We start from the raw sequence: 26,020 nt of genomic DNA on the forward strand, positions 1-26,020 counted from the left end.
GAAAGGCTTACAGGGCCTTCTTCAGTTCCTGCACCTTGTCCGTGGCTTCCCACGAGAATTCCGGCTCCGAACGGCCAAAGTGGCCGTAAGCGGCGGTCTTGGCATAGATCGGGCGCAGCAGATCCAGCATGTTGACGATGCCCTTCGGACGCAGGTCGAAGTGCTCGCGGACCAGCTTGGCGATCTGGTCGTCGGGGATGACACCGGTGCCTTCCGTGTAGACGGTGATGTTGATGGGCTCGGCCACGCCGATGGCGTAGCTGACCTGCACCTGGCACTGGCGCGCCAGGCCGGCGGCCACGATGTTCTTGGCCACGTAGCGGGCGGCGTAGGCGGCCGAACGGTCAACCTTGGACGGATCCTTGCCCGAGAACGCGCCGCCGCCGTGCGGGCAAGCGCCGCCGTAGGTGTCGACGATGATCTTGCGGCCGGTCAGGCCGCAATCGCCTTGCGGACCGCCGATGACGAAGCGGCCGGTCGGGTTGACCAGGAACTTGGTTTGCGGCGTGATCAGGCCTTCGGGGAAGCTGGGCTTGATGATGTCTTCGATCACCGCTTCGCGGATGGTCTCTTGCGAGACTTCCGGCGCGTGCTGGGTCGACAGCACCACGGTGTCGACTTCCGCCGGGCGGCCGTCGATGTAGCGGAATGTCACTTGCGACTTGGCATCGGGACGCAGCCACGGCAGGCGGCCGTCCTTGCGCAGCTCGCTCTGGCGCTGCACCAGGCGGTGCGCGTACCAGATCGGGGCGGGCATCAGGTCAGGCGTTTCGTCGCAGGCATAGCCGAACATCAGGCCTTGGTCGCCCGCGCCCTGGTTCAGGTAGTCCTCGGAGCTGCGGTCCACGCCCTGGGCGATGTCCGGCGACTGCTTGTCGTAGGCGACCAGCACCGCGCAGCCCTTGTAGTCGATACCGTATTCGGTATTGTCGTAGCCGATGCGGCGGATCGTATCGCGCGCGACCTGGATATAGTCGACGTTGGCGGTGGTGGTGATCTCGCCGGCCAGCACTACCAGGCCGGTGTTGCAGAGCGTCTCGGCTGCGACGCGCGCATTCGGGTCCTGCGTGAAGATCGCGTCCAGGATCGAGTCGGAGATCTGGTCGGCAACCTTGTCGGGATGCCCTTCGGAGACGGATTCGGAAGTAAAGAGAAAGTCGTTATTGGCCACAGATGCGTCCTTGGTGGCCGGCTTAGCCGGCGCATAGGTTCACGAGGCGCGTTGCACCCCCGACCGCATGACATACGCAAATCTGGGCGCGACGCTTTAGCGGATTTGGCAAAAGGCGCGCAAAGCGCTACACCCTTGCCGTCGCCCCGCAAGTTGTCGGTTAACTCGGCGACTGCGCTATTTTAAGCGAAAATGCGGTTCTGCCGCCAAAGCCGGGGGTCTAAGCATATTCCCCCAGTCCCAGGCTCACTTCCCGCCCGTTCCACTTTCCTGCCGCATGCTGCTCTTCCTGTTCAGACTATTCGCCGCCCTGCCCCTGTCCGTCGCGCACGCCGCGGGGCGTCTCGCCGGGCGCGCGATCTACGCCTGGCCAGGCAAATACCGGCAGCGCCTGCAAGCCAACGCGGTCCAGGCCGGCTACCCCGATCCGGCGTTCGCGCGCCGCGCGGCGGGCGAAATCGGCGCCATGATCCTGGAAAGCCCGCGCGTCTGGTTCCGCAATGAACAAAGCCTGGCCCAGGTGATTTCGGACGACAACGAGGTGGTCAGCGCGGCCCGCGCGGAAAACCGCGGCATTCTGTTCCTGACGCCGCACCTGGGCTGCTTCGAGATCACGGCGCGGTACCTGGCCCGCCAGATGCCCATGACGGTCATGTTCCGCCCGCCGCGCAAGGACATCCTGGCGCCGCTGCTGGAAACCGCTCGCAACACTTCGGCCGTCAATGCCGTGCCGGCCAATATGCAGGGGGTGCGCGAGTTCGTGCGCGCCCTGCGCCGCGGCGAGTCCGTGGGCATGCTGCCCGACCAGGCGCCCAGCGTGGGCGACGGCGTCTGGGCGCCGTTCTTCGGGCGCATGGCCTACACCATGACGCTGCCGGGCAAGCTGGCCACGCAGACGAACGTACCCATCATCCTGACCGCGGGCGAACGGCTGCCGGGGGGCCGGGGCTGGCGCATCCATTACGTGCGCGTGCCCGAGCCGCTGCCTGCCGACGCCGAAGCGCAAGCCGCGCTGCTCAACGCCGCCATGGAAACGCTGATCCGCCGCTGCCCGGAGCAATACCTCTGGAGCTACAACCGCTACAAGACGCCGCGCGGCGCACCGCCGGCACCTGCCGCCGACACTGCATCCCCGGCCAACTGAACCGCCGCGCCCCGTCCGCTCCACTCTCCTTACCCTATGACTAATTTCAAAACGCGCGCGCTGGTATCCCTGTTGAAATGGTTCGCCCGCATCAAGCCATCGACGCGGCTGCGCATCGGCGCGGGCCTGGGCTGGCTGGCGCCACGGCTGGTCAAGTCGCGCGCGCGCATCGTGCGCCGCAATCTTGAGCTGTGCTTTCCCGAGCAGCCCGAACAGGTCCGCGAACAGTGGGTCGCAGACCACTTCCGCGCGCTGGCGCAATCCATCGTCGACCGCGGCGTGCTCTGGTACGGCACGCCCGAGGCTGTCAGGGAGATGGTGACGCTAAGCGGCGTGGACGAAGTCAACGAGCTGATCGCCCAAGGCCGGCCGGTGATCCTGCTGGCGCCCCATTTCATCGCCATGGACGCGGGCGGCACCCGGCTGACGATGGATATCCCCAGCGCCGCCACCATGTATACCCCGCAAAGCGACCCCAACATCGACGCCGTCATGGCCGCAGGACGGGCTCGTTTCAACGAGTCTTTCCTGGTCAGCCGCAAGGACGGCGTGCGCGAACTGATCCGCCACCTGCGCGCGCCCCGCCCTGTCTATTACCTGCCCGATATGGATTTCGGCCGCCAGGGCGCGGTGTTCGCGCCCTTCTTCGGCATCCCGGCGGCAACCCTGCTCGCCACCGCCCAGCTGGCCAGGAAATGGGATGCGGTGGTAATGCCCGTCCTGGGCTTCTGGAATCCGGATAACGGCCGCTATCACATCGAAGTACTGCCGGCGCTGGCCGACTTCCCCGGAACAGACTCCCTGGAAGATGCCACCGCCCGCCTGAACCGCGAGCTGGAATGCTGGGTCCGCCGCTGCCCCAGCCAGTACTACTGGGTCCACCGCCGCTTCAAGACGCGTCCACCGGGCGAGCCCAAACTCTACTGAGTCCGCGGCCCGCGCCGCTCGCGCCCCAATATGGGCGATAATCCGGTGATGAACTGGAACTTCACCAAAATGCATGGCGCGGGCAATGATTTCGTCGTGCTCGACGGGGTCCGCCAGACCATCGACATGACGCCCGAGCGCGCCCGCGCCTTGGGCGACCGGCATTTCGGCATCGGCGCCGACCAGATCCTCCTGGTCGAACGCGCGACCCGGCCCGACGCCGATTTCCGCTATCGCATTTTCAATTCCGACGGCAGCGAAGTCGAACACTGCGGCAACGGCGCGCGCTGCTTCGTGCGCTTCGTGCATGAGCAGGGCCTGTCCGACCGCAACCCGCTGCGCGCCGAGATCGCCACCGGCATCCTGGTGCTGGACCAAGGCGATGACGAGCAAGTCACCGTCGACATGGGCAGCACGCGCTTCGAGCCCGCCGCCCTGCCCTTTGACACCGCCGGCCTGGCCTCGCGCGTCCAAGGCCAGGACACGCTGTGGGAACTGGAACTGGACGCGCCCGCCGGCCTGCCGCGCACGGTCGCGCTGTCGGCCGTGGCCATTTCCAACCCGCACGCCGTGCAGGTCGTGGACGACGTCGACACCGCGCCCGTATCCGTTCTCGGCCCGCTGATCGAAACCCATCCGCGCTTCCCGCGCCGGGTCAACGCCGGCTTCATGCAGGTCGTGGACCGCAACAACATCCGCCTGCGCGTGTTCGAACGCGGCGCCGGCGAAACGCTGGCCTGTGGCACCGGCGCCTGCGCCGCCGTCGCGGCCGGCATCCGTCGCGGCCTGCTGGACTCGCCGGTGCGCGTGCAAGCGCGCGGCGGCGTGTTGACCGTCGCCTTGAACGGCGAGCAGCTGCGCATGACGGGCCCTGCCGAGTCCGTCTTCACGGGGCAGGTCGACATCGACAAGCTCGTCTTCTCCATGGGACTGAACCGATAAGCCATGACTGATACCGCTATTACCGCCCAGGACATCGCTGCTTTCCTGCAAGACAATCCTGGGTTCTTCGACGATCACGCAGATGTCTTCGCCACGCTGCAAGTGCCGCATCCGCACGGCTCGCGCGCCATTTCGCTGGGCGAACGCCAGATCCTGACGCTGCGCGAACGCAACCGCGAACTCGAGTGGCGCCTCAACGAGCTGGTGCGCAACGCCACCGCCAATGAGAGCATCGGCACGCACGTGGCCAAATGGTGCTGCCGCCTGCTGTCCGAATGCGACCCGCAGCATGTGCCGGGCGAGATCGCCCTGGGGCTGGCCGAACAGTTCGAGCTGAACCACGTGGCGCTGCGCCTGTGGGACCTGTCCGAATTGCCCGCCACCGGCTATGGCGAGCCCGTCACCCAGGACGTGCGCACCTTTACCGACAGCCTGAAGACGCCCTACTGCGGCACCGACACTGAGTTCGAAGCGGCCGGCTGGCTGGACGCCAAGCCCAAGTCGCTGGCGCTGGTACCCCTGCGCCTGGAAGCCGACGGCCCTGCCGTCGGCCTGCTGGTGCTGGGCTCGGACGACGCCGAACGCTTCACGCCCGAAATGGGTACGAGCTTCCTGGAGTCCATCGCCCAGTTGGCTTCGGCGGCGCTGCATCGCCTGAATCCGGCCTCACCCAAGGCCTAGCCGGGACGGGCGGACGCCATGCCGAAAACCGTGCAAGCGCAAGACACCGCCCCACCCGACACTCCCCTGCCGGACGCAATGAGCGCGTGGCTGCGCCATCTGGAAACCAACCGGCGCTATTCGCCTCACACACTGGACGGCTACCGCCGGGAACTGCATTTCCTGCACGAGCTTGCCGGCCACGCCAAGCTGCCGCTGGACCAGATCGGCAACGGCCACATCCGCCAGTTCGTGGCGCGCCTGCATGCCCAGGGCCGCGGGCCGCGCAGCCTGGCGCGCACCCTGGCGGCCTGGCGCGGCTTCTATCAATGGTGGGCCCCGGCCATCGAACTCGCAGGCAATCCCGTGGCGGGCGTGCGCGCGCCGAAGGCGCCGCGCGGCCTGCCCAAGGCCTTGTCGGTGGAACAGACCCAGGCCCTGCTGGACCGCGCGCCCGCGCAAGTCGCGACCGAACCTGCCGCGCTGCGCGACCAGGCCATGTTCGAACTGCTCTATTCCAGCGGCCTGCGGCTGTCGGAGCTGGTCGGGCTGGACCTGCGCTACGAACGATCCGGCAACTACGAATCGCGCGGCTGGCTGAGCCTGGACGAAGCCGAGGTCGTCGTGCTGGGCAAGGGCGGCAAGCGCCGCTCGGTGCCCGTGGGCCAGGCCGCCCTGGAAGCCTTGCGCAAATGGATCGCGGTGCGCCCGCAGCTCACGCCATTCACCGCGCAGCCCGAGGACGCGGCCGCGCTGTTCCTGGGCGCACGCGGGCGCCGCATCTCGCCGCGCGTGGTGCAGCTGCAGCTGGCGCGCATCGCGCAACAGGCCGGGGTGCCCACCCATGTGCATCCGCACGTGCTGCGCCACAGTTTCGCCAGCCATGTGCTGCAGTCCGCGCAGGACCTGCGCGCCGTGCAGGAAATGCTGGGCCATGCCAACATCTCCACCACCCAGATCTACACGCGGCTGGATTTCCAGCATCTGGCGCGCGCCTACGACCAGGCGCATCCGCGCGCCGGGCGCAAATCCTGAACGTGTCGAGCCCACGCCGCTATACGTAAGCGGCGCCGCACGTTCGCGGCACTGGTCCTAACCGCCTCCGGCGATCACACCGCCCAGCAGCATCACACCCAGCAACAGCACCGCCAGAGCAGCCAGCGCCTCCACGCCGTAACGCAGGCGCGCTGCGCCCACGCCGGACAGACGGCTGCCGATACGCGTGGCCGCGCCGCCGGCCGCGACCGCCAGGCAGGCCAGCGCCGCCACCGTCAGCCCGGTGCCCAGGCCCATTGCCAGGGCCGAGGCCACGCCCGCCACGAAAAAACCCTGCGCCAGAGCGAACACCAGGACGATCAGCGCGCCGCTGCAGGGACGCAAGCCCACGGCCAGGATCGCCGTTGCCGCGCGACGCCAATTCAGCGGACCTGACACCTGTTCGGGCGCGGGCACATGCGCGTGACCGCAGCCGCAATCGTGGTCGTGATGGTGATCGTGGTGGTGATGGACAGGGGCGTGAGCGTGAGCATGCTGCAACTCATGCTGCCGGCCCTGCCCGTGACTGCGGGCCTGGCTGCTGTAGTGCTCGTGCTCATGCATGGAATCCCCGGATGCGCGCCGCGCGCGGGTCCGCAGCAGCGGACGGATCGCCTTGACCCACACCAGCCACGCGCCCAGCAATGCCACCAGCGCATAGGAGCCTAGCTCCAGCCAACGCGTCGCATTGTTCATGGTTGCAGCGGTGGCGTTGAAGATCAGCGCCAGCACCGCCACCAGCACAATCGCCACCAGCGCCTGAATCAGCGCGGACGCCAGCGCCAGCAGCGCGCCGTTGCGCGCGGTCTGGCGGTTGGCCAGCACATAGGAAGAGATCACCGCCTTGCCATGCCCAGGCCCCAGCGCATGGAACACGCCGTAGGCAAACGACAGCCCGATCAAGGCCCAGGCCGCGCCGCCGTCCGCCTGCCAGGCGCGCACCGCGCCCGTCAGCTGCCGGTAGAAATGGCTTTGCCAGACGGACACCTGGCCGAAGAAACCGGCCAGCCAGCCCGGCCCGCCCACGCCCGCTCCGCTCTCCGGCACGCCGAAGGGGTGCGCGCCTTGCGCCTCGACCGCACCGGCTGCGCCCAACAACAGCACGGCCAACAACGCGAGCGCTACTCGCACCGCACTTCGATGCGATGCGTCAGCCCCTTGGTGATGGCGAAAAGCTCGTCCGGCAAGGCGTCCGGGTCGGCCGGGATCGCGGCCAGTTGCTGCATGGTTTTCCAATCCAGTTCCTTGGGCTTGCGGTAGGCTGAGGTGCAGGCTTTGGCATCCTGCCCGCCGAGCGAAACCGCGCCGTTTTCATCGAAGGCGTAGGCCACGAAATAGGTGGGATCGTAGATGTCCACCTGCGCGCCGGTGGCGCCCGGCGCCACCGGCGTGGCCAGCGGCAAGGTGAAGGACAGCGTCAGCCGCGTCGTCTTCGGATTCCAGTCGACGCGCGCGTCCTGCGGGGCCGCGAAGGCCGACGTCTTGCCATCCACGGTGACGCGCGTGAAGTAATGCGAGATAGGCTCGCCCAGCGCCTGCATCCAGTCCCGCGCCATGCCCTGCAGGATTTCGGGCGACAGCGAACCATCCTTGCCCTTCTTCAATCCCTGCGTGGCATAGGCGCCGAACATCTCGTCAAACCGCCAGACCTGCCGCACCGCCGTGATGCGCTGCTGTCCATCGATATCGATCGCCGCGCGGGCATCGATCCACATATGCGGGTGCGCGCTGGCAGCGCCGGCCGCCAGCAGCATTGCTGCCGCGATCAGGGCTGCATGGCCGCGGCAAGCTGACGTGCGTTCCATTCAAACATTTCCAGGTAGGTGGCGCCGGGTTGTCCGGGCTTGGACAGGGCATCGGAATAAAGCGTACCACCCACCTTGGCGCCGGTTTCGCGGGAGATCTGCTGGACCAGCCGGGGGCTGCTGATGTTCTCCACGAACACCGCCGGCACGCGCTCGCGCTTGACCTGCTCGATGATGCGCGCCACCTCGCGGGCCGCGGGTTCCGCATCCGTGGACACGCCCATGGCGGGGATGAAAGCCACGCCGTAGGCATCGCCGAAGTAGCCGAAGGCATCGTGCGAGGTCACGATCTTGCGACGCTCGGCCGGGATCGCGGAGAAGGTCTTGCGGACCTGGGCGTCCAGCGCCTGCAAGCGCGCGGCATAAGCCCGCGCGCGCTGACGATAGGCGTCGGCCCGCGCCGGATCCGCGGCTGCCAGCCCCTCCGCGACGTTGCGGGCATAGATGGCGCCGTTGGCCAGGTTCTGCCATGCATGCGGATCTGCGTCGCCATGCTGGTGGCCATGGTCGTGGTCGTGGTCGTGGTCGTCATCATCGTGCCCACCGCCCGCGAACTTTCGCGGCTTCACGCCCTGCGAGGCAACCACGGTGGCGCCGGCAAAACCCGACGCCTTCGCCAGGCGCGGCATCCAAGTCTCGAAATCCAGGCCGTTGACGAACAGCACGCGCGCGGCGGCCAGCTTCTTGGCGTCGCCCGGTGTCGGCTCGTACTCGTGCGCGTCACCGTCCGGCCCCACCAGCGTAGCGACGCTGACGTCGTCTCCGCCCACTTCCCGCACGATGTCGCCCAGGATGGAAAAACTGGCGACGACCTTCAGCGGCTCGGCGGCCTGCGCCGTTCCGAACCACGCCGACAGGCACAGGCCTGCCATGGCAAGCAGCGCGCGGCGGCGCGCCCGGGAATTGAAACGCATGGCGTATCTCCTGTTGGATGAATCAGACCCGGCGCATGCGGCGCCGCGCCGGCAGCAGTCCGCCTTGCGGGCCGCCCACGATGGAAAACAGATAGCAGGCGCCCGCCGCCAGGATGATGGCGGGCGAGGCCGGCACGTTGAAGTGGTACGAAATGAGCAAGCCAGCCGTCGAAGCCGCCACGCCCAGGCCCGCGGCCAGCGGAATCTGGCGGGCGGCCGAGCGGACCCAGAAGCGCGCGGCGGCGGCGGGCAGCATCATGATGCCGACCACCATGAGCGTGCCCAGCACCTGGAAGCCCGCCACCAGGTTCACCACCACCAGCAGCAGGAAGCCCATGTGGACCCAGCCCCCGGCGCCGCCGCTGGCACGCAGGAAGCCAGGGTCCAGGCATTCGGCCACCAGCAGCCGGTAGATCGCGGCCAGCGCCAGCAAGGTCGCGCTCGCCGTGGCGGTAACCAGCAGCAGCGCCGCGTCGTCCAGCCCCAGCACCGTGCCGAACAACACATGCAGCAGATCCATGTTGGAGCCGCGCAGTGACACCAGCAGCACACCCAACCCCAGCGATATCAGATAGAAGGCCGCGAAGCTGGCGTCTTCGCGCAGCGGCGTGAGGCGCGCCACCAGTCCCGCCAGCAGGGCCACGGCCAGTCCCGTGACGATGCCGCCCAGCATCATCGCGCCCAGCGACAGGCCTGCCAGCAGAAAGCCCGCCGCTACTCCAGGCAGGATGGCGTGCGACATGGCATCGCCCATCAGGCTCATGCGCCGCAGCACCAGGAACACGCCCAGGGGCGCGGCGCCCAGCGACAGGGCGCAGGCGCCGGCCAGCGCGCGCCGCATGAAGCCGTAGTCCAGGAAGGGCGACAGCACCCATTGCGCCAAGCTCATGCGCGGCTCTCCGCATGCCATTGCCGCGCCCGCTTCAGGTGTGCGTCGTCCAAGGCGTCATGGGTATCGCCCCAGGCCACGACCGATCCGGACAGCAACAGGCATTCGGGAAAATGGTCGCGCACCAGATCCAGGTCGTGCAGCACCGCAATCACGGTGCGGCCCTGCCCGTGCAGACCGCAAAGCAAGGCCATCAGGTCGTCCGCCGTGTGGCTGTCCACCGCCGCGAAGGGTTCGTCCAGCAGCAGCACGGGCGCATCCTGCACCAGCATCCGCGCAAACAGCGCGCGCTGCATCTGTCCGCCCGACAGCGCGTCCACGCCGCGTCCGGCCGCGCCGGCCATGCCCACCGTTTCCAGCGCGTCCATGCAACGGTCCAGTTCATCGTTCGCATACCGGCGCCATCCGCCCACGCGCCTCCAGGCGCCCATGGCCACCAGGTCCAGCACCGACACTGGAAACGATCGGTCGAGCTCGGCGGCCTGGGGCAGCCAGGCCAGCTCCGACCGGCCCGCGCCGCTGATCCGCACGCTGCCGGCCATGGGGCGCAGCACGCCCATGATGCCCTTGATCAAGGTGGACTTGCCCGCGCCGTTCGGCCCGACCACGGCGGTCATGCCGCCCGCGGCGAAACGCCCCGACACCGATTTGAGCGCCGCGTGCCCATGCCAGCCGAAGGAAGCGTCGGCCAGTTCGATCGTGACCGGCGCGTTCATCGCGGCCACCAGTCCAGCGCCCAGCCGGTCAGGACCCACAGGGCGGCCGCGGCGGCCAGCGCGATGGCCATGCGGCGCCAGGCGGAAACGAGGAAGGCGGAACGCGCGGGGAGGTTTTGCCGGAGTGTCGTTTCGGGCGCCCGGGGCAAAAGCGTGAAATGGGACATGGAAAGAATGCGGAGACGGATAGGGACTACGGCCAATTTTTATTATGTTATATCATAACTAAAAAGCTTGATTCCGCGGCGCTCGCCCACATCTGGATGTTTTCTGCTACCTTCCAGGCATCTCGCGCGCATCGCGCGCGTTTTCCATAGAGATAAAGCCAGCCATGTCCGCACCGCCCCGCACCCCTCGCAGCGATACCGTCGGCGCCCAGCTCAGCGTCGCCGAAGCGCTGTGCGAGCAGCGCGGACGCCGCCTCACCCCCATCCGGCGCAAGGTGCTGGAACTACTGCTGCGTCACGGCCGCAGCCTGAAGGCCTATGAATTGCTGGAAGCCATGCGCGCCGTGCATCCGGGCGCCGCGCCCCCGACCGTGTACCGCGCCCTGGACTTCCTGATGGACGAGGGCCTGATCCACCGCCTGGACGCGGTCAACGCCTGGAGCGCCTGCCACGACGCAGGCGGCGCGCCCCATGACCTGCTGGTGGTCTGTACGGGCTGCGGCGCGGTCGCGGAAGTATCCGACCCCGCCATGAGCCGCCAACTGGCCGAACGCGTCGCCCAGACCGGCTATGCCCTGGCCACGCACGAAACCGAAATCCGCGCGCTGTGCCCCCAATGCCAGCAGAAGCAACCCGCCGCGGATGCCGGCCACGGCCATCACCATCATTAAGAACTAGTGCCGGCGGGCCGCCCCGCCCCGGCTCTCCGCCATCGGGCGCAAGCCCGTGGCGCGGCGCTTCATCCAGATGCGCGCATCGCGCTCTTGAAATCCGGCAAACCGCCCCCAAATAGTGGTATCGCCCGATACTTGACGGCGTACGGACGCCATCTGGATGGCTACGGCCCCAGGGTTGACCCTGGGTTTGCCCCCTGCCCCCGACTGTGCTGTAATCCTGCGTCCGGCCGCTGCAGGCGGCCCATGCAGCCTGCGGCAAACATCCTCCGGCAAAGACTGGGAAACCCCGTTCAAGCGTCGCAAGACGGCGTTCCAAGACAGGGTTGCGATCCCCGCCGAGAGTTCCTGTTTAACGCCTTGACTTCACGCTAGCAGCTTCGCCATGAACACCCCGCGCAGTTTGGACAAAATGGTTCCCGTCACCATCCTCACCGGCTTTCTCGGTGCGGGCAAGACCACCCTGCTCAAACGCATCCTGACCGAATACCATGGCCGCCGCGTCGCGGTCATCGAAAACGAGTTCGGGCCGGAAAGCATCGACAACGACCTGCTGGTGCAGGACAGCAACGAAGAAATCATCGAACTGTCCAACGGCTGCGTCTGCTGCACGGTGCGCGGCGACCTGATGCGCACCCTGTCCGAGCTGCGCGCCAAGCGCGAAGCCGGCGAACTGAATTTCGAACGCGTCATCCTCGAAACGACCGGCATGGCCAATCCTGGCCCCGTGTGCCAGACGTTCTTCATGGATGACGACATCGCCGAGTACTACCGCCTGGACGCGGTGGTCACGGTGGTCGACGCCAAGCACGGCATGGCCACCCTTGACGCCCAGCCCGAAGCCCAGAAACAGGTCGGTTTCGCCGACCGCATCCTGATCTCGAAGCGCGACCTGGTCAACGAAGTGGACTACGAAGCGCTGCGCCACCGCCTGGTTCACATGAACCCGCGCGCGCCGATCACGCCGGTCAACTTCGGCGAAGTCGACCTGAAGTCCATCATCGACATCAGCGGCTTCAACCTGAATTCCATTCTGGACATCGACCCGCAATTTCTGGCCGATGAGCACCCCGACGCCGCCCACGACCATGGCCATGACCACGATCATGGACATGACCACGGCCACGATCACGATCACGACCATGATCACGAAGGCGACTGCGGGGCGCATTGCAATCATGCCCACCATCATCACCATCACCAACACGACGACGAAATCGGCGCGTTCGTGTTCCGTTCCAACAAGCCGTTCGATCCCGCGCGCCTTGAGGAATTCCTGGGCGGCGTGGTGCAGGTCTATGGTCCCGACCTGATGCGCTACAAGGGCATCCTGTACATGAAGGGCATCAACCGCCGCATGTTGTTCCAGGGTGTGCACATGATGATGGGCGCCGAACCCGGCAAGCCGTGGACCGCAGCCGAAAAACCGTCCACCAAGATGGTTTTCATCGGCCGTAAGCTGCCCCAGGAGATTTTCACCCGGGGCTTGGAGCAGTGCCTGGCGGGGTAATCCCCCTTCCTGACGTGACGTGATGCGACGAAGGCAGTACTGTGAGGTACGAATAGCGTAGGCAACAAGTAATACGGACCGGGAATGGACGCCCGCGCCAGGATCGATTCATAGTGGAGTGTTTTCATGGCTACCAAGGCAGCAACCAAGAAATCAAGCAAGTCGACGAGCGATACGGCGATTGATCTGCCCAGCGAGAAGGAATTGCTGGCCATGCCCGAGTCCGACTATATGAACGAACGCCAACTGGCGTTCTTCAAGGAACGGCTCAAACAACTCGAGCAGGACATCCTGGCCAACGCCGGCGAAACCACCGAGCACCTGCGTGAAACGCAGTTCGTGCCCGATCCCGCCGACCGCGCCACGATCGAGGAAGAACACGCCCTGGAGCTGCGCACCCGCGACCGCGAGCGCAAGCTGCTAAAGAAGGTGCAACAGTCCATCGCCCGCATCGACAGCGGCGAATACGGCTGGTGTGAGGAAACCGGTGAACCCATCGGCATCCCGCGCCTGCTGGCGCGCCCCACGGCCACCCTGTCGCTCGAAGCGCAGGAACGCCGCGAGATGCGCCAGAAGCTCTACGGCGACTGATCCGTCCCGTATTCAGGCCATACGCTGAAAGGCTATGCTGGTTTCCAGCATGGCCTTTTTTCTTTGGCCAGCCCTCGAAAGGGGACGCAGGCTTCCTGCCTTGATTTCCCCGCAACCGCCCCCAGCTAATCCCTTCATAGGAAGGAACGCATGGAACAATTTCACGCCACCACCATCGTGTGCGTGCGCCGCGGCAACCGCGTCGCACTGGGCGGCGATGGCCAGGTCACCCTGGGCAACATCGTCATCAAGGGCACCGCCCGCAAGATCCGCCGCCTGTATCACGACAAGATTCTGGCCGGCTTTGCCGGCGCCACCGCCGACGCGTTCACCCTGCAGGAACGCTTCGAGGCCAAGCTGGAAAAGCACCAGGGGAACCTGATGCGCGCCGCGGTCGAACTGACCCGCGACTGGCGCACCGACCGCGTCCTGCGCCGCCTGGAAGCCATGCTGATCGTGGCCGACGCCGAGCACACGCTGGTGCTGACCGGCAACGGCGACGTGCTGGAACCCGAACACGGCCTGGCGGCCATCGGTTCCGGCGGCGCCTACGCCCAGTCGGCCGCGCTGGCGCTGCTGCGCAACACCGAACTTTCGCCCGAGGCCGTCGTCAAGCAATCGCTGGAAATCGCCGGCGACCTCTGCATCTACACCAACCAGAACCACGTCATCGAAACGCTGGGCGACTGACGCCCGCCACGCGGCGCGCCCGGCGCGCCGCAGCCGCCACCCCAGCCCGCCCTAGCTTCAAGGATCCGCCCTCATGTCCGCATCCAACATGACGCCCGGAGAGATCGTCTCCGAACTCGACAAGTACATCGTCGGCCAGAACCGCGCCAAGCGCGCCGTGGCCGTGGCGTTGCGCAACCGCTGGCGCCGCCAGCAGGTCGCCGAACCCCTGCGCCACGAAATCCACCCCAAGAACATCCTCATGATCGGCCCCACCGGCGTGGGCAAGACCGAGATCGCGCGCCGCCTGGCCAAGCTGGCCAACGCGCCCTTCATCAAGATCGAAGCCACCAAGTTCACCGAAGTGGGCTACGTGGGCCGCGACGTCGACACCATCATCCGCGACCTGACCGAATACTCGATCAAGCAGACGCGCGAACTGGAAATGCGCCGCGTGCGCACCCAGGCTGAAGATGCCGCCGAAGACCGCATCCTGGACGCCCTGGTGCCGCCCCCGCGCGGCGCCTCCGGCGAACCGGAACGCGGCGAGGACAACAGCGCCCGCCAGACCTTCCGCAAGCGCCTGCGCGAAGGCAAGATCGACGACCTCGAAATCGAGATCGAAGTCGCCCAGGCCGCGCCGCAGATGGACGTCATGACGCCCCCCGGCATGGAAGAAATGGCCGAGCAGCTGCGCGGCATGTTCGCCGGCATGGCCCGCGACAAGAAAAAGCCCAAGAAGATGAAGGTGCGCGAAGCCTTCAAGCTGATCGTCGACGAAGAAGCCGCCAAGCGCGTCAACGAAGAAGACCTGCGCACCGTGGCGATCAACAACGTCGAGCAGAACGGCATCGTCTTCCTGGACGAAATCGACAAGATCGCGGCCCGCCAGGAATCCGGCGGCGCGGACGTCTCGCGCCAGGGCGTGCAGCGCGACCTGCTGCCGCTGGTCGAAGGCACCACCGTCAACACGCGCTACGGCATGGTCCGCACCGACCACATCCTGTTCATCGCGTCCGGCGCCTTCCACCTGTCGCGCCCCTCGGACTTGATCCCTGAACTGCAGGGCCGCTTCCCGATCCGCGTCGAACTCGAATCGCTGACCGCCGAGGACTTCGTGCGCATCCTGTCCGACACGGACGCGTCGCTGACCAAGCAGTACACCGCGCTGATGGCCACCGAGGACCTGCAGCTGGAGTTCACGGAAGAAGGCGTGCGCCGCCTCGCCGAGCTGGCCTTCGAGGTCAACGAAACCACCGAGAACATCGGCGCCCGCCGCCTCTACACGGTGATGGAGAAGCTGCTGGACGAGCTGTCGTTCGACGCCACCGCCAGCAGCGACAAGAACGTGAAGATCGACGCCGCCTACGTCAACGCGCAACTGGCGGAAGCCGCCAGCAGCCAGGACCTGGCGCGCTACGTGCTGTAAACCGCGGGCGCGCAGCGCCCCCAGCAAAACGCCGTCCTCAGCCTCAGGGCAGCGGACGGCGTTTTTTTTACTGCCGGAGCGCCCGAGACAAGCGCGCGTCCTGGGTGCTGCAAGCCCGCGCAATGTGTGGACTTGCGTACCCGGCCTGATAGCGGCTAGTTGGTAATCGCGGTCACGATGTACTTGCCGTCCTTGCGGACCGCCGTGAAGCGCACCTTATCGCCCGCCTTGATCTTGGCCAGCAGCGCCGGATCGGCTTCATAGACCAGCGTCATGGCGGGCAGGTCCAGCGGCTTGATGGCGTCGTGCTTGATCGTGACCTTGCCGGCGGCCGGATCCACCCGCCGCACTTCCCCGCTGGCGTCGGCCTGCTGCGCAAATGCCAGCGGCGCGGCCAGCGTGACGACGGCCACCGCCGCGGCGGCAGCCATGGGCATTGCATACTTGCGGTCAAAAATCATGCAGATATCCTCCGATTGCAGGGGCAGCGCGGGACCGGCGTCCCCGCTTTCCACAATGCTAGGATACCGCCCTTGTGCAACAGTTCCCGAGCCATGACGCAACAATTCTGACAGTTGATTGCGGAATCCACGGGCCGCGCCGCCCCGATTCATGGCTGGACGCAAAACCAGTACCTTTCGTCACTCATTTCAGGAGTTCCCATGGCCAACCGCTTATCCGTCATCGCCACCCGCACGGGAGACGACGGCACCACGGGTCTGGGCGACGGGTCCCGCACGCCCAAGGACGCCCCGCGCATCGCGGCGATGGGCGACGTCGACGAACTGAACAGCGTGATCGGGGTGCTGCTGACCGAGGACCTGCCCGCCGAGATAGCCACCGATCTGCTGGCCATCCAGCATGATTTGTTCGATATGGGCGCGGAACTCTGCATTCCCGGCCACACCGCCCTGACGGACGAGCACATCGCCCGCCTGGACGCGCGCCTGGCCCACTACAACGCGACCCTGCCGCCCCTGCGTGAATTCATCCTGCCCGGCGGCTCGCGCGGCTCGGCCCAGGCGCACATTGCGCGCACCGTCTGCCGCCGCGCCGAACGGGCCGTGGTGGCGCTGGCCCGGGTCGACCCGGTGAACCCGCCGGTGCGTCAGTACCTGAACCGGCTGTCGGATCTGATGTTCGTGCTGGCGCGTTGTATAAACCAGCATGCGGGACAGAAAGACACGTTCTGGGCGGGCGCCCAGGCGCGCAAATAGTCTCGCGCCCGGGACGCGTCCTGCGCGACCGGGCCAAAGAACGGTACGGAACTTGGCAAGGGCCGCGTGAAGATATTATTGCTGGGCAAGGACGGCCAGGTCGGCCGCGAACTGTGCCACGCCCTGCTCTCCCTCGGAGAGGTCGTGGCGCTGGGCCGCGACGGCGCGGATCTGCGCGATCAGGATGCACTGCTCGCGGTCTTGTCGTCCTGCCGGCCCGATGTGATCGTCAACGCAGCCGCCTACACAGCAGTGGATGCGGCCGAAAACGACCGGGAAACCGCCACTCAGGTCAATGCGCTGGCGGTGGCCACGCTGGCCCGCCACGCCCAGGCCGCCCGCGCCCTGCTGGTCCATTTTTCGACCGACTATGTGTTCGACGGCGCCCAACGGCGGCCCTACTCGGAAACCGATGGGCCCAACCCCCTGAACGTGTACGGCAGCACCAAACTTGCGGGCGAGCGGGCCATCCAGGCCACGGGTTGCGATGCGCTGGTGTTCAGGATCGGCTGGGTCTATTCGCGGCATGGCAAGAACTTCCTGAACACCATGCTGCGCCTGGCGCTGGAGCGCCAAAGCCTGAACGTGGTGTCCGACCAGCATGGGGCGCCCACATCGGCCGCATTCGTCGCCGACGTTACCACCCTGGCGATCCGCCAACATTGCGCGGGGCGGTTGCCAGCTGGGACCTATCATCTAGCCGCCGCCGGTTCGACCGACTGGCACGCGTATGCGAGATACATCGTTGCCGGAGCCGCTGCGCGCGGTGCCAGCCTGATGTTGGCCCCGGAACAGATCCATGCGATCGCGGCGCGGGACTATCCCGGAGCCGCGCAGCGGCCGAGCAATTCCACGCTGGATACAGCCAAACTGTCGCGCGCGCTGCAACTGCGCATGCCATCATGGACCGAACAGGTAGATCACACCCTGGATCAACTCAGCCAATCCGGCAACCCCGCATTCCGATGAAAGCCACTCCACTCGCCATTCCCGACGTCTTGCTCCTGGAACCCAGGGTACTGGGCGACGAGCGCGGCTTTTTCTTCGAGAGTTTCAACCAGGCCGTGTTCGAGGCAGCAACGGGGCTGCGGCGCAACTTCGTCCAGGATAACCATTCACGTTCTGTCCGCGGCGTCCTGCGCGGCCTGCATTACCAGGTCGAACAACCCCAGGGCAAGCTCATGCGCGTATGCGCGGGCGAGATCTTCGACGTTGCGGTGGATCTGCGGCGCGATTCGCCGTCATTCGGGCAATGGGTCGGCACCCTGCTCAGCGCCGAAAACAAGCGCCAGGTGTGGATCCCGGAAGGCTTCGCCCACGGCTTCCTGACGCTTTCCGAATTTGCCGAAGTCCTGTACAAAACCACGGACTACTACGCCCCCCAGCACGAGCGCTGCATACGCTGGGACGATCCACAACTGGCGATCGCCTGGCCCTGCCAGCAGCCGCCCCTGCTGTCCGAGAAGGACCGCAACGGCGCGCCGTTCGCCGACGCGCCGGCCTGCTGACTCAGTTCACGCCGGCCGCGTGGGCCTGTTCGTCGGCGTGGTACGAGGAACGCACCATCGCCCCCACCGCCGCGTGCGAAAAGCCCATGGCATAGGCCTCGCGCTCGAACATGGCGAAGGTGTCCGGATGCACATAGCGCAGCACCGGCAGGTGGTGTTCCGAAGGTTGCAGGTACTGGCCGATGGTCAGCATGTCCACGTTGTGCTCGCGCATGTCGCGCATCACCTGCAGGATTTCCTCGTCGGTCTCGCCCAGGCCCAGCATCAGGCCGGACTTGGTGGGGACTTCGGGGTGCAGCTGCTTGAACTCGGCCAGCAGCTTCAGTGAGTGCATGTAGTCCGAGCCCGGGCGCGCCTGCTTGTACAGGCGCGGCACGGTTTCCAGGTTGTGGTTCATGACGTCCGGGGGGCCGGCGTTCAGGATGGTCAGCGCGCGGTCCAAGCGGCCGCGGAAGTCGGGCACCAGCACCTCGATGCGGGTGGTGGGCGACAGTTCGCGGATGTGCGTGATGCAGTCCACGAAGTGGCCGGCGCCGCCGTCGCGCAGGTCGTCGCGGTCCACCGAGGTGATCACGACATAGGACAGCTTCATCGCGGCGATGGTGCGCGCCAGATTCAGGGGTTCGTTGGTGTCCAGCGGATCCGGGCGGCCGTGGCCCACATCACAGAAGGGGCAACGGCGGGTGCACTTGTCGCCCATGATCATGAAGGTGGCCGTACCCTTGCCGAAGCATTCGCCGATGTTCGGGCACGACGCTTCCTCGCACACTGTGTGCAGGTTGTGCTCGCGCAGGATGCGCTTGATGTCGTAGAAGCGCGAGCCGGGCGCGGCGGCCTTCACGCGGATCCACTCGGGCTTTTTCAGGCGCTCGGCCGGAACGATCTTGATGGGGATGCGCGCGGTCTTGGCCTGCGATTTCTGCTTTTGCGTCGGATCGTAGACCGCCTCGGCGGGCGCGGCGGCGGATTCGTTCGAGGGAACAGGAGACTCGACAAGCGTGGACATGGGGCACCTTCATGACCGGTGCGTGGGCGCGCCGGGTCTGAGACAAAAACGGCATTTTACCCTTCGCCGCCCGGATTCGCCGGGCAGGCTCCGTCCCCCAGGTGGCGGGCGCTCGGGCCGGACCGAGCTGGGTTATCGTCACGCCTGACGAATCCGCCGGTTTTACCCATGTCTTCCCTGCCTCCGCCTCGCCCCATCATCCTGATCGCGCCCCGCCTGGACTGGGCGCCCGCGGCCCGCGCCACGCAGGCCTGCGCCGAATTGCTGTTGCCCGCCGGCTACTACCTGGCCGCCGGCCCCTGGCATGAAACCGGCAACCTGCCCCTGCTCGGCGGCCTGCGTCCCGCCGCCGCCCTGACCATAGGCCCGCTGGACGATCCCGCCCTGCGCACCGCCCTGGCGGCGCTGGAAATCCCCGTCGTGGAGACCTGGAGCGCGTCGTCCCGGCCGCTAGACGGCGCCGTGGCGGTCGACAACGCGGAAGCCGGCCGCATGGCGGCGCGGCACCTGGCCGCCAAGCGCCACGCGCGGGTCGCCTGCATCAGCACCGACAACCCGTGGGAACGCGCCCGCCGCGAAGGCTTTATCAGCAGCGCGGCCGCGCTCGGACTGGAACGGGTGGCGGACATCGTGCAGCCGGAAGTCCAGCACATGAACGACGGCCGCATGGCCTTCCTGCGCTTGCTGGCCACCAACACGATCTTCGACGCGGTGTTCTGCACCACGGACCTGCTGGCGGCCGCTGCGGTATCCGAAGCCCACAACCGCGACCTGCAGGTGCCGCAGGACCTGGCGGTGCTGGGCTACTCGGACGACGGCAGCGCCGCGCAATGGGCGCAGGGCTTGACCACTTTGGGCGCCGACGCCGCGACCCTGGGCCGGCGCGCCGGCCAGCTGCTGCTGGACCGCCTGGAAGGCGAACGCGGCACGGGCGAACGGGAAATCGTCGAGGTGGTGTTCGAGGAACGGCTCAGCACCTAGGGCGCATCGGCGTGACCGGCGGCCCAGCCCTGGCAGCCCCGGCCGCCCCCCTGGCTAGGAAATGCCTTCATACAGCGGCGGAAAGCCGCTGGCCTGAAGCATGTCGTTGGCTTCCCGCAAAAAAGCGGGCGTGGCCGTCTCCGGGACCTGGATCAGCCACTGCACAGCGTCTTCTTTGCGGCCGCGCAGCAAGAGCAGGCGGCCCAGATGGAACATGCCGCGGAAATCGCCGCCTTCGGCACAGCGCTGGTAGCAATCGAAGGCGCGGTCCAGGTCTTGTTCGACCACGTCGCCAGCCTCGTAGTAGCGGCCCACCACGCCGATGGACTTCACGTGGCCGGCCTGCGCCGCTTTCTGGTAGAGGGCCAGGGCCGCCGCGGAATTCTGCGCCACGCCGCCGCGGCCGCTGCGCAGCATGTGGGCGTAGTTGTACATGCCCCAGTCCAGGCCGTTGTCGGCGGCCAGGCGGAACCAGTACGCCGCGACCGTGTCGTCGCGCGGCACGCCCCAGCCGTTCTCGTAGCAGCGGCCCACCATGTTGATGGCCATGGGATGGTCGGCATGGGCGGCGCGCTTGAACCACGCCAATCCCTGTTCCTGATCGCGTTCGACGCCGGCGCCATCCAGCAGCATCTGGCCGTAGATGGTCTGGGCTTCGATCAGCCCCAGTTCGGCCGCCGCGCGGATCCAGGCGGCGTAGTCCTCGGCTGGACCCTGCTCGCGCAGTCGCGCCAACTCTTCAGGCGTGGTCGCGGCCACGTCGGCCGCGGTATAGCTCTTCATGTCTTGTTCCTTGCGCGGTCCCAGGCCTGCGCCAGATTGCGCGCCAGCGTCTCGCCTGTCTCGGTCGGCTCGCGGTGCACGCCGCAGGCCGCCATGTCCACGGTGCGCAGGCCCGCATAGCCGCAGGGGTTGATCCCCAGAAACGGCGCCAGGTCCATCCGCACGTTCAGCGATACGCCGTGATAAGCCCGGCCATTGCGGATCTTGATGCCCAGCGCGGCGATCTTGGCCAGCTCGCCCCCGTCCGGATCGGGGACGTAGACCCCCGGCGCGCCCGGTTTGCGGCAAGCGTCGGCCACGCCCATCTGGGCCAACGTGTCGATGACCGCGCCCTCCAGCAGATTGACGTATTCCTTGACGTAGATATCGGCGCGGCGCAGGTCGAACAGCGCATAGGCCATGACCTGGCCGGGGCCGTGGTAGGTCACCTGCCCGCCGCGGTCGCAATGGACGATGGGGATGTTTCCGGGGTTGAGCACATGCTGCGGCGAACCGGCCTGGCCCAAGGTGTAGACCGGTGCGTGTTCGCAGAGCCAGATCTCGTCAGGCGTATCGGCGCCGCGCAGATTGGTGTACGCCTGCATATCGTGCCAGACCGACAGGTAGTCGGCCGGCCGCGCGAGCCACTTGATCACAGCAGTCCTGCTCTTGCGTCAGAGAACGATGGACACCATCGGATGGCCGTGCAGGGCGCGGTAGAGCGCGTCCAGCTGTTCGCGCGAGGTCGCGCGCACCGTGAAGGTCAGGCCCATGTAGTTGCCGCCCTTGCTGGGCCGCATTTCCACCGTCGCGGCGTCGAACGCAGGGTCGAACTGCAGCACCACTTCGGTCAGCGTCTGCGCGAATTCCGGGTGCTGCTTGCCCATGACCTTGATGGGAAAGTCGCTGGGATATTCGATGAGGGAGTCTTCGGGCGGAATATTTTGCATGATGTGCCTATAAGGTGTTGCCCCCCAGGGCTCGGCCACTGCTCGATCCTGCACCCGAGGGCTGTGCCACGGGGCGGCCAGATCCTATATATATGGGGGCAAGCCGCCAGCCGGCAAGGCCGCCGGGGCGGCCCCGCAGGAGCCGCCCGGTGATGCCGGGCCTAGAGCGCGGCGATGCGGGCATCATAACCCGCGCGCAATTGCGCAAAAACGGGGCCGGGCTTGCCCGAACCCACCGGCTTGCCATCCAGCGACACGATGGCCAGCACTTCCTTGGTGGCCGAGGACAGCATCAGCTCGTCGGCCTGTTCCACCTCTTGCCGCGTGATGGGGCGCGACTCGAAGGGAATGCCGGCCTCGGCGGCCAGCTCGCCCATCAGGCCGTAGCGGATGCCTTCCAGGATCAGGTTGTTCTTGGGCGGCGCCAACAGCTTGCCGCCGGAAACTACCCAGATATTGGTGGACGAGCCTTCGGTCAGGTAGCCGTCGCGGAACTGCACCACTTCGTCGACCTCGGCATCGACCGCCTGCTGCTTGGCCAATACGTTGCCCAGCAGGGACACCGATTTGATCTCGCAATGCAGCCAGCGCTCATCCGGAATGCTGATGGCGCTGAGGCCGCGCTCACGTTGCGCGGCAGGCGGCGGCGACCAGGCCGAGATCATGCCGAAGACGGTCGGGGTGACGGGGGTCGAGGGGAACTGGTGGTCGCGCTTGGCCACGCCGCGCGTCACCTGCAGGTAGACGATGCAGGTTTCCAGGTTGGTGCGCGCCAGCAGCTGCTGGATCAGGTCGATCCAGCCCGCGCGGTCGAAGGGCTGGGCAATCCGCAAGGCAGCCAGGCTGCGGTCCAGGCGGTTGAGGTGTTCGGCCATGCGGAACGCATTGCCTTGGTACACGGGGACGACTTCGTAGATGCCGTCGCCGAAAATGAAGCCGCGGTCGAGGACGGAGACCTTGGCCTCGTCCACGCGCAGAAACTCACCGTTGAGATACACCTGGCTTTCGCCCGGCACGCCCGGAATCATGAGGCACTCCTGAGTATGAAATGGAGAGGGACGAACCGTCAGGTCCGTCCCGTGAATAGAGCACGGGCGTTTCATGCGAAACGCCCGTTGCTAGCTTACACCCCCCGCGCCTGCGGCGCGGCAGGATTACTCGAACCAGCGCTTGACGGTATCGACCATGCGGCCGAAGAAGCCGGCGCGCTCGACCGCGTCCTGCACCACCAGCGGTTCGGTGCGCAGCACCTTGCCGTCCAGCGTGAATTGCAGGGTGCCGACCTGCTGGCCCTTGGCCAGCGGCGCGATCAGCGGATCCGTGCGCTGCGCCACCGGCTTCAAGTCGCCAGCCTTGCCGCGCGGCACCGCGATCGACACGGGGTTGGGCGGGCCGAGCTTGACGTTTTCAGCCGTGCCTTCCCAGACGCGCGCATCGATGCCGGGCTGGCTCTTGTCGAACAGCTTCACGGTGTCGAAGTTCTGGAAGCTCCAGTTCAGCAGCTTCAGGCTTTCCTCGGCGCGCGTGGCTTCACTGTCCGTGCCCACCACGACCACCAGGATGCGGCGGTCGCCGCGCACCGCGGTCGACACCAGGCAGTAGCCGGCCGAATCGGTGTGGCCGGTCTTCATGCCATCCACCGAAGGGTCGGCCCACAGCAGGCGGTTGCGGTTGGGTTGGGTGATCTTGTTGTAGGTGTAGCTCTTCTGCTTGTAGTAGTGGAAGTGGTCCGGGTGATCGGTGATCAGGTGCGAGGACAGGATGGCCAGGTCGCGCGTGGACGTCATGTGCTGCGGATCGGGCAGGCCCGTCGCGTTCATGAAGTGGGTGTTGCGCATGCCCAGGCGTTCGGCTTCCTGGTTCATCAGCGAAGCGAACGAGGCCTCGCTGCCGCCCACGGCCTCGGCCAGGGCCACGGAGGCGTCGTTGCCGGACTGCACAATCATGCCTTGGTTCAGCTCGTCGACAGTGACCGGCTTGCGCGGTTCGATGAACATGCGCGAACCGCCCGTGCGCCAGGCGCGCTCGGACACCGGCACGGTCTGCTCCAGCGTCAAGCGCTTTTCGTCCAGCGCATTGAACACGACGTAGGCCGTCATGATCTTGGTCAGCGAGGCCGGCTCGACCTTCATGTCCGGGTTGGAGGCGGCCAGGGTCTGGCCGCTGTTCACGTCCATCACGATCCAGGCCTTGGCCGCGATGGTGGGGGCCGGCACGGCCGAGACGTCGCCCACCGGCACCACCGCCGATGCATTCGGCGCCGGGGCCGCGGCGCCGGCGGCTGCGGCGGGCGCCGCGGCCGGAGCCTGCTGCGCCCAGACCGGCATCGAAGCTGCCAGCATGGCTGACAGCACCGCGCCTGACAGCAGGCGACGGGTGAAGACAACGGGGGAGTGAGCGGAGTAAGGCAAATTCTTCATCGGCAACGTGGGTCCAGGAATGACGCCCGCCGGCGCGGGGCAAGTGGCTGACAATTATAGGCAGTCGATCAGACCCGTCCGGCCCGCCCGGGGTTCCCGCGCATTTAAAACATGCAACTTGATGCAACCTGGCGGCCTCGGGACGCGGCAACGGATCAATCGGGACTGCCGCCGTGATGGCGACGGTACACGGCCGGAGAAACGCCCACGTGCTTGACGAAGGCGCGGCGCAAGGTGTCAACGTTGGCAAAGCCGCATTGCGCGGCCACCTGCTTGGGCGTGGCCGAGCCCGCCTCCAGCAGCGCGCGGGCTGCGGCGATGCGCGTCATCTCCACCCACGCGGCCGGCGTGACGCCGACCTCGGCGTGAAACAGCCGCGTGAAGTGCCGGGGGCTCAGGCCCGCATGTTCGGCCAGCGCTTCCACCGACAGCGGCAGCCCAGGGTTGCCGGCGACCCAGCGCTGGACCTCCTGCAGCGCCGAGCGCCCTACCGGGCCGGCCTGTCCCTTGCGGCTGAATTGCAGTTGTCCGCCTGGCCGCTTGAAGAACATCACCAACTGGGCCGCCACACTGGCGGCCAGTTCCCGGCCGAGGTCCTCCTCGACCAGCGACAACGCCAGATCCAGGCCAGCCGTCACGCCGGCGGACGTGCGCACCTTGCCGTCGCGCACATGCAGGGCGTCCTCTTCGACGGTCACCTTGGGATAGGCCAGGCGCAGCTGCGCCGCCGCATTCCAATGGGTCGTCACCCGTCGTCCATCCAACAGGCCTGCCGCGGCGAGCATGAAGGCGCCAGTGCAGACGGAGCCATAGCGCCGGGCGCCCCTGGCCGTCGCGCGCAGCCATTGCAAGGCGGAGCTGCTGAGCATGGCGCTGGCGGCCTGCGGCGTGCCGGCAACAAGCAGGGTATCCAGGCGCGGCACAGGGCCGTCAAGCGTCAGGTCGGGCAGCAGGCGCGCGCCCGATGAACTGCGGATCGGACCCGCCTCGTAGCCCACCACGCGCAGCGCGTACTGCTCGCGCCCGAGTTCGGCATTGGCCTGGGCGAACACGTCCAGCGGCCCGGAGACATCGAGCATCTGGACGCCAGGCAGCGCAAGAATGGCTATGGTCTTGGTCATGGAATCGCGCCTTGCCGACTGGTGTCGGGAAATCGCATGTTTTGGCGGAATCTGGCGTATTACGACGATTGAAGCCATTCTAGTGCGGCGAGAGAATTTATCGAACCCCTTCCCCACCACCTGCAAGGACTCCCTCCATGAACCCTGCCATCGACGGCATTCAGATCCCCGACAGCAAGCTCGCCCGTGAAATCACGGAGCTGGTACGCGACACCGCCACGCCGCTGCTCTTCCACCATTCCAGCCGGGTCTACTACTTCGGCGCGCTCGCCGGCAAGCGGCGCGGATTGAAGTTCGACCCGGAATTGCTTTATTGCGGCTGCATGTTCCACGACATGGGCCTGACGCATCAGCACAGCAGCGACTGCTGCCGCTTCGAGGTCGATGGTGCCAACGCGGCGCGCGACTTCCTGAATAGCCGCGGCATTTCGCAGCAGGACATCGATCTGGTGTGGACCGCCATTGCGCTGCACACCACGCCCGGCATTCCCGAATTCATGCACCCAGTCGTCGCGCTGGTGACGGCGGGCGTGGAAATGGACGTGCTCGGCCTGACTTATGGCGAATACGGCGACGCCCAGCGCGAAGCCGTGGTGGCGGCGCATCCGCGCAGTCCGCGCTTCAAGGAAGAGATCATCCAGGCCTTCTACGAGGGCATCAAGCACAAGCCGCAGACGACGTTCGGCAACGTCAAAGCCGATGTGATCGCCGACAAGGAGCCGGCCTTCAAGCCTGGTAACTTCTGCAGCGTGATCCGCGGCTCGCGCTGGCCAGGCTGAAGGCGTTGGCGCCGCAACAGCGGCGCCCCCGTC

30 protein-coding genes are annotated in these 26,020 nt (G+C 66.8%); 15 read left to right on the plus strand and 15 right to left on the minus strand.

The annotated features are described in order from the left end of the window. Positions 1 to 7: 7 nt before the first annotated feature. The gene (metK, locus tag IPU70_RS29315) at positions 8 to 1,171 is read right to left on the minus strand and encodes a methionine adenosyltransferase (protein ID WP_173144919.1); all 1,164 of its coding nucleotides are present in this window, start codon (positions 1,169 to 1,171) and stop codon (positions 8 to 10) included. 277 nt (positions 1,172 to 1,448) lie between these two features. Here metK and IPU70_RS29320 point away from each other — a divergent pair, with 277 nt between their 5' ends. The 5 genes from IPU70_RS29320 to xerC are packed head-to-tail and all read left to right on the plus strand — an operon-like array spanning position 1,449 to position 5,879. Then, positions 1,449 to 2,315: a lysophospholipid acyltransferase family protein gene (locus IPU70_RS29320; RefSeq protein WP_207472663.1), complete on the plus strand. Its 867-nt coding sequence runs from the start codon at positions 1,449 to 1,451 to the stop codon at positions 2,313 to 2,315. Positions 2,316 to 2,351: 36 nt separating this feature from the next. Further along, a complete protein-coding gene (locus tag IPU70_RS29325; RefSeq protein ID WP_207472664.1) occupies positions 2,352 to 3,242 on the plus strand; it encodes a lysophospholipid acyltransferase family protein in 891 nt (296 codons plus the stop codon). 30 nt (positions 3,243 to 3,272) lie between these two features. Further along, the gene (gene dapF / locus IPU70_RS29330; RefSeq protein ID WP_207472665.1) at positions 3,273 to 4,184 is read left to right on the plus strand and encodes a diaminopimelate epimerase; all 912 of its coding nucleotides are present in this window, start codon (positions 3,273 to 3,275) and stop codon (positions 4,182 to 4,184) included. Positions 4,185 to 4,187: 3 nt separating this feature from the next. Continuing rightward, positions 4,188 to 4,865 (plus strand): DUF484 family protein, encoded by a 678-nt coding sequence (locus IPU70_RS29335; RefSeq protein WP_207472666.1) that lies wholly within the window; start codon positions 4,188 to 4,190, stop codon positions 4,863 to 4,865. Between the two features lie 18 nt (positions 4,866 to 4,883). Then, a complete protein-coding gene (gene xerC / locus IPU70_RS29340) occupies positions 4,884 to 5,879 on the plus strand; it encodes a tyrosine recombinase XerC (RefSeq protein ID WP_207472667.1) in 996 nt (331 codons plus the stop codon). 57 nt (positions 5,880 to 5,936) lie between these two features. Here xerC and IPU70_RS29345 read toward each other — a convergent pair whose 3' ends face one another. Genes IPU70_RS29345 through IPU70_RS29370 form a run of 6 tightly spaced genes read right to left on the minus strand, consistent with a single transcriptional unit; the run spans position 5,937 to position 10,370 of the window. After that, entirely contained in the window at positions 5,937 to 6,983 is a 1,047-nt protein-coding gene (locus IPU70_RS29345) for a nickel/cobalt transporter (protein ID WP_207472702.1), read from the minus strand. Between the two features lie 17 nt (positions 6,984 to 7,000). Further along, positions 7,001 to 7,684 carry a DUF1007 family protein gene (locus tag IPU70_RS29350; RefSeq protein WP_207472668.1) on the minus strand — a complete coding sequence of 228 codons (684 nt, stop codon included), beginning with the start codon at positions 7,682 to 7,684 and terminating at the stop codon, positions 7,001 to 7,003. Then, the gene (locus IPU70_RS29355; RefSeq protein WP_371819129.1) at positions 7,645 to 8,598 is read right to left on the minus strand and encodes a metal ABC transporter solute-binding protein, Zn/Mn family; all 954 of its coding nucleotides are present in this window, start codon (positions 8,596 to 8,598) and stop codon (positions 7,645 to 7,647) included. The genes IPU70_RS29350 and IPU70_RS29355 overlap by 40 nt, the downstream gene beginning before the upstream one ends. A gap of 22 nt (positions 8,599 to 8,620) precedes the next feature. Then, the gene (locus IPU70_RS29360) at positions 8,621 to 9,487 is read right to left on the minus strand and encodes a metal ABC transporter permease (protein ID WP_207472669.1); all 867 of its coding nucleotides are present in this window, start codon (positions 9,485 to 9,487) and stop codon (positions 8,621 to 8,623) included. Next, a complete protein-coding gene (locus tag IPU70_RS29365; RefSeq protein ID WP_207472670.1) occupies positions 9,484 to 10,203 on the minus strand; it encodes a metal ABC transporter ATP-binding protein in 720 nt (239 codons plus the stop codon). The genes IPU70_RS29360 and IPU70_RS29365 overlap by 4 nt, the downstream gene beginning before the upstream one ends. Beyond that, the gene (locus IPU70_RS29370; RefSeq protein WP_207472671.1) at positions 10,200 to 10,370 is read right to left on the minus strand and encodes a hypothetical protein; all 171 of its coding nucleotides are present in this window, start codon (positions 10,368 to 10,370) and stop codon (positions 10,200 to 10,202) included. The genes IPU70_RS29365 and IPU70_RS29370 overlap by 4 nt, the downstream gene beginning before the upstream one ends. 164 nt (positions 10,371 to 10,534) lie before the next feature. Between IPU70_RS29370 and IPU70_RS29375 the strand changes: the two genes are divergently transcribed. The 5 genes from IPU70_RS29375 to hslU all read left to right on the plus strand — a co-directional run bounded on the left by IPU70_RS29375 (position 10,535) and on the right by hslU (position 15,243). After that, a complete protein-coding gene (locus IPU70_RS29375) occupies positions 10,535 to 11,041 on the plus strand; it encodes a Fur family transcriptional regulator (protein WP_207472672.1) in 507 nt (168 codons plus the stop codon). A gap of 388 nt (positions 11,042 to 11,429) precedes the next feature. Next, a complete protein-coding gene (locus tag IPU70_RS29380) occupies positions 11,430 to 12,554 on the plus strand; it encodes a GTP-binding protein (RefSeq protein ID WP_207472673.1) in 1,125 nt (374 codons plus the stop codon). 126 nt (positions 12,555 to 12,680) lie between these two features. Beyond that, positions 12,681 to 13,145, plus strand: coding sequence for an RNA polymerase-binding protein DksA (dksA, locus tag IPU70_RS29385; protein WP_006389752.1), 465 nt, complete (start codon positions 12,681 to 12,683; stop codon positions 13,143 to 13,145). 150 nt (positions 13,146 to 13,295) lie between these two features. Beyond that, positions 13,296 to 13,835, plus strand: coding sequence for an ATP-dependent protease subunit HslV (hslV, locus tag IPU70_RS29390; RefSeq protein WP_013396837.1), 540 nt, complete (start codon positions 13,296 to 13,298; stop codon positions 13,833 to 13,835). 73 nt (positions 13,836 to 13,908) lie between these two features. Then, a complete protein-coding gene (hslU, locus tag IPU70_RS29395; protein ID WP_013396838.1) occupies positions 13,909 to 15,243 on the plus strand; it encodes an ATP-dependent protease ATPase subunit HslU in 1,335 nt (444 codons plus the stop codon). A gap of 155 nt (positions 15,244 to 15,398) precedes the next feature. Here the strand turns inward: hslU and IPU70_RS29400 are convergent, their stop codons facing one another. Continuing rightward, a complete protein-coding gene (locus tag IPU70_RS29400) occupies positions 15,399 to 15,704 on the minus strand; it encodes a copper-binding protein (protein WP_041656766.1) in 306 nt (101 codons plus the stop codon). Positions 15,705 to 15,905: 201 nt separating this feature from the next. On the opposite strand from IPU70_RS29400, the gene IPU70_RS29405 reads away from it, so the two are divergent. From IPU70_RS29405 to rfbC, 3 genes are all read left to right on the plus strand, one after another. Continuing rightward, on the plus strand, positions 15,906 to 16,460 hold the full coding sequence (locus IPU70_RS29405) for a cob(I)yrinic acid a,c-diamide adenosyltransferase (RefSeq protein ID WP_207472674.1): 555 nt from the start codon (positions 15,906 to 15,908) through the stop codon (positions 16,458 to 16,460). 66 nt (positions 16,461 to 16,526) lie between these two features. Then, complete coding sequence (rfbD, locus tag IPU70_RS29410) at positions 16,527 to 17,429, plus strand: dTDP-4-dehydrorhamnose reductase (protein WP_207472675.1); 903 nt, start codon at positions 16,527 to 16,529, stop codon at positions 17,427 to 17,429. Next, positions 17,426 to 17,968 carry a dTDP-4-dehydrorhamnose 3,5-epimerase gene (gene rfbC / locus IPU70_RS29415; protein WP_207472676.1) on the plus strand — a complete coding sequence of 181 codons (543 nt, stop codon included), beginning with the start codon at positions 17,426 to 17,428 and terminating at the stop codon, positions 17,966 to 17,968. The genes rfbD and rfbC overlap by 4 nt, the downstream gene beginning before the upstream one ends. 1 nt (position 17,969) lies before the next feature. On the opposite strand, the gene lipA is transcribed toward rfbC, so the two are convergent. Further along, the gene (gene lipA, locus IPU70_RS29420) at positions 17,970 to 18,974 is read right to left on the minus strand and encodes a lipoyl synthase (RefSeq protein ID WP_013396843.1); all 1,005 of its coding nucleotides are present in this window, start codon (positions 18,972 to 18,974) and stop codon (positions 17,970 to 17,972) included. Positions 18,975 to 19,142: 168 nt separating this feature from the next. On the opposite strand from lipA, the gene IPU70_RS29425 reads away from it, so the two are divergent. Beyond that, positions 19,143 to 19,955 (plus strand): substrate-binding domain-containing protein, encoded by an 813-nt coding sequence (locus tag IPU70_RS29425; protein WP_207472677.1) that lies wholly within the window; start codon positions 19,143 to 19,145, stop codon positions 19,953 to 19,955. A gap of 54 nt (positions 19,956 to 20,009) precedes the next feature. Here IPU70_RS29425 and IPU70_RS29430 read toward each other — a convergent pair whose 3' ends face one another. The 6 genes from IPU70_RS29430 to IPU70_RS29455 form a co-directional block, all read right to left on the minus strand. Beyond that, on the minus strand, positions 20,010 to 20,738 hold the full coding sequence (locus IPU70_RS29430; protein ID WP_207472678.1) for a tetratricopeptide repeat protein: 729 nt from the start codon (positions 20,736 to 20,738) through the stop codon (positions 20,010 to 20,012). After that, positions 20,735 to 21,373: a lipoyl(octanoyl) transferase LipB gene (lipB, locus tag IPU70_RS29435; protein ID WP_207472679.1), complete on the minus strand. Its 639-nt coding sequence runs from the start codon at positions 21,371 to 21,373 to the stop codon at positions 20,735 to 20,737. The genes IPU70_RS29430 and lipB overlap by 4 nt, the downstream gene beginning before the upstream one ends. An 18-nt stretch (positions 21,374 to 21,391) precedes the next feature. After that, positions 21,392 to 21,667: a YbeD family protein gene (locus IPU70_RS29440; protein ID WP_207472680.1), complete on the minus strand. Its 276-nt coding sequence runs from the start codon at positions 21,665 to 21,667 to the stop codon at positions 21,392 to 21,394. Positions 21,668 to 21,828: 161 nt separating this feature from the next. Then, on the minus strand, positions 21,829 to 22,695 hold the full coding sequence (locus tag IPU70_RS29445; protein ID WP_207472681.1) for a D-amino acid aminotransferase: 867 nt from the start codon (positions 22,693 to 22,695) through the stop codon (positions 21,829 to 21,831). A 126-nt stretch (positions 22,696 to 22,821) separates the two neighbouring features. Next, positions 22,822 to 24,087 carry a D-alanyl-D-alanine carboxypeptidase family protein gene (locus IPU70_RS29450; RefSeq protein WP_088143390.1) on the minus strand — a complete coding sequence of 422 codons (1,266 nt, stop codon included), beginning with the start codon at positions 24,085 to 24,087 and terminating at the stop codon, positions 22,822 to 22,824. A 155-nt stretch (positions 24,088 to 24,242) separates the two neighbouring features. Beyond that, positions 24,243 to 25,208 (minus strand): GlxA family transcriptional regulator, encoded by a 966-nt coding sequence (locus IPU70_RS29455; protein ID WP_207472682.1) that lies wholly within the window; start codon positions 25,206 to 25,208, stop codon positions 24,243 to 24,245. A gap of 137 nt (positions 25,209 to 25,345) precedes the next feature. Between IPU70_RS29455 and IPU70_RS29460 the strand changes: the two genes are divergently transcribed. Further along, complete coding sequence (locus IPU70_RS29460) at positions 25,346 to 25,987, plus strand: HD domain-containing protein (RefSeq protein ID WP_207472683.1); 642 nt, start codon at positions 25,346 to 25,348, stop codon at positions 25,985 to 25,987. Positions 25,988 to 26,020 lie beyond the last annotated feature (33 nt).

This window comes from Achromobacter sp. SD115 (assembly GCF_017355315.1).
In the GTDB taxonomy this organism is placed as follows: Bacteria; Pseudomonadota; Gammaproteobacteria; order Burkholderiales; family Burkholderiaceae_B; genus Achromobacter; species Achromobacter xylosoxidans_B.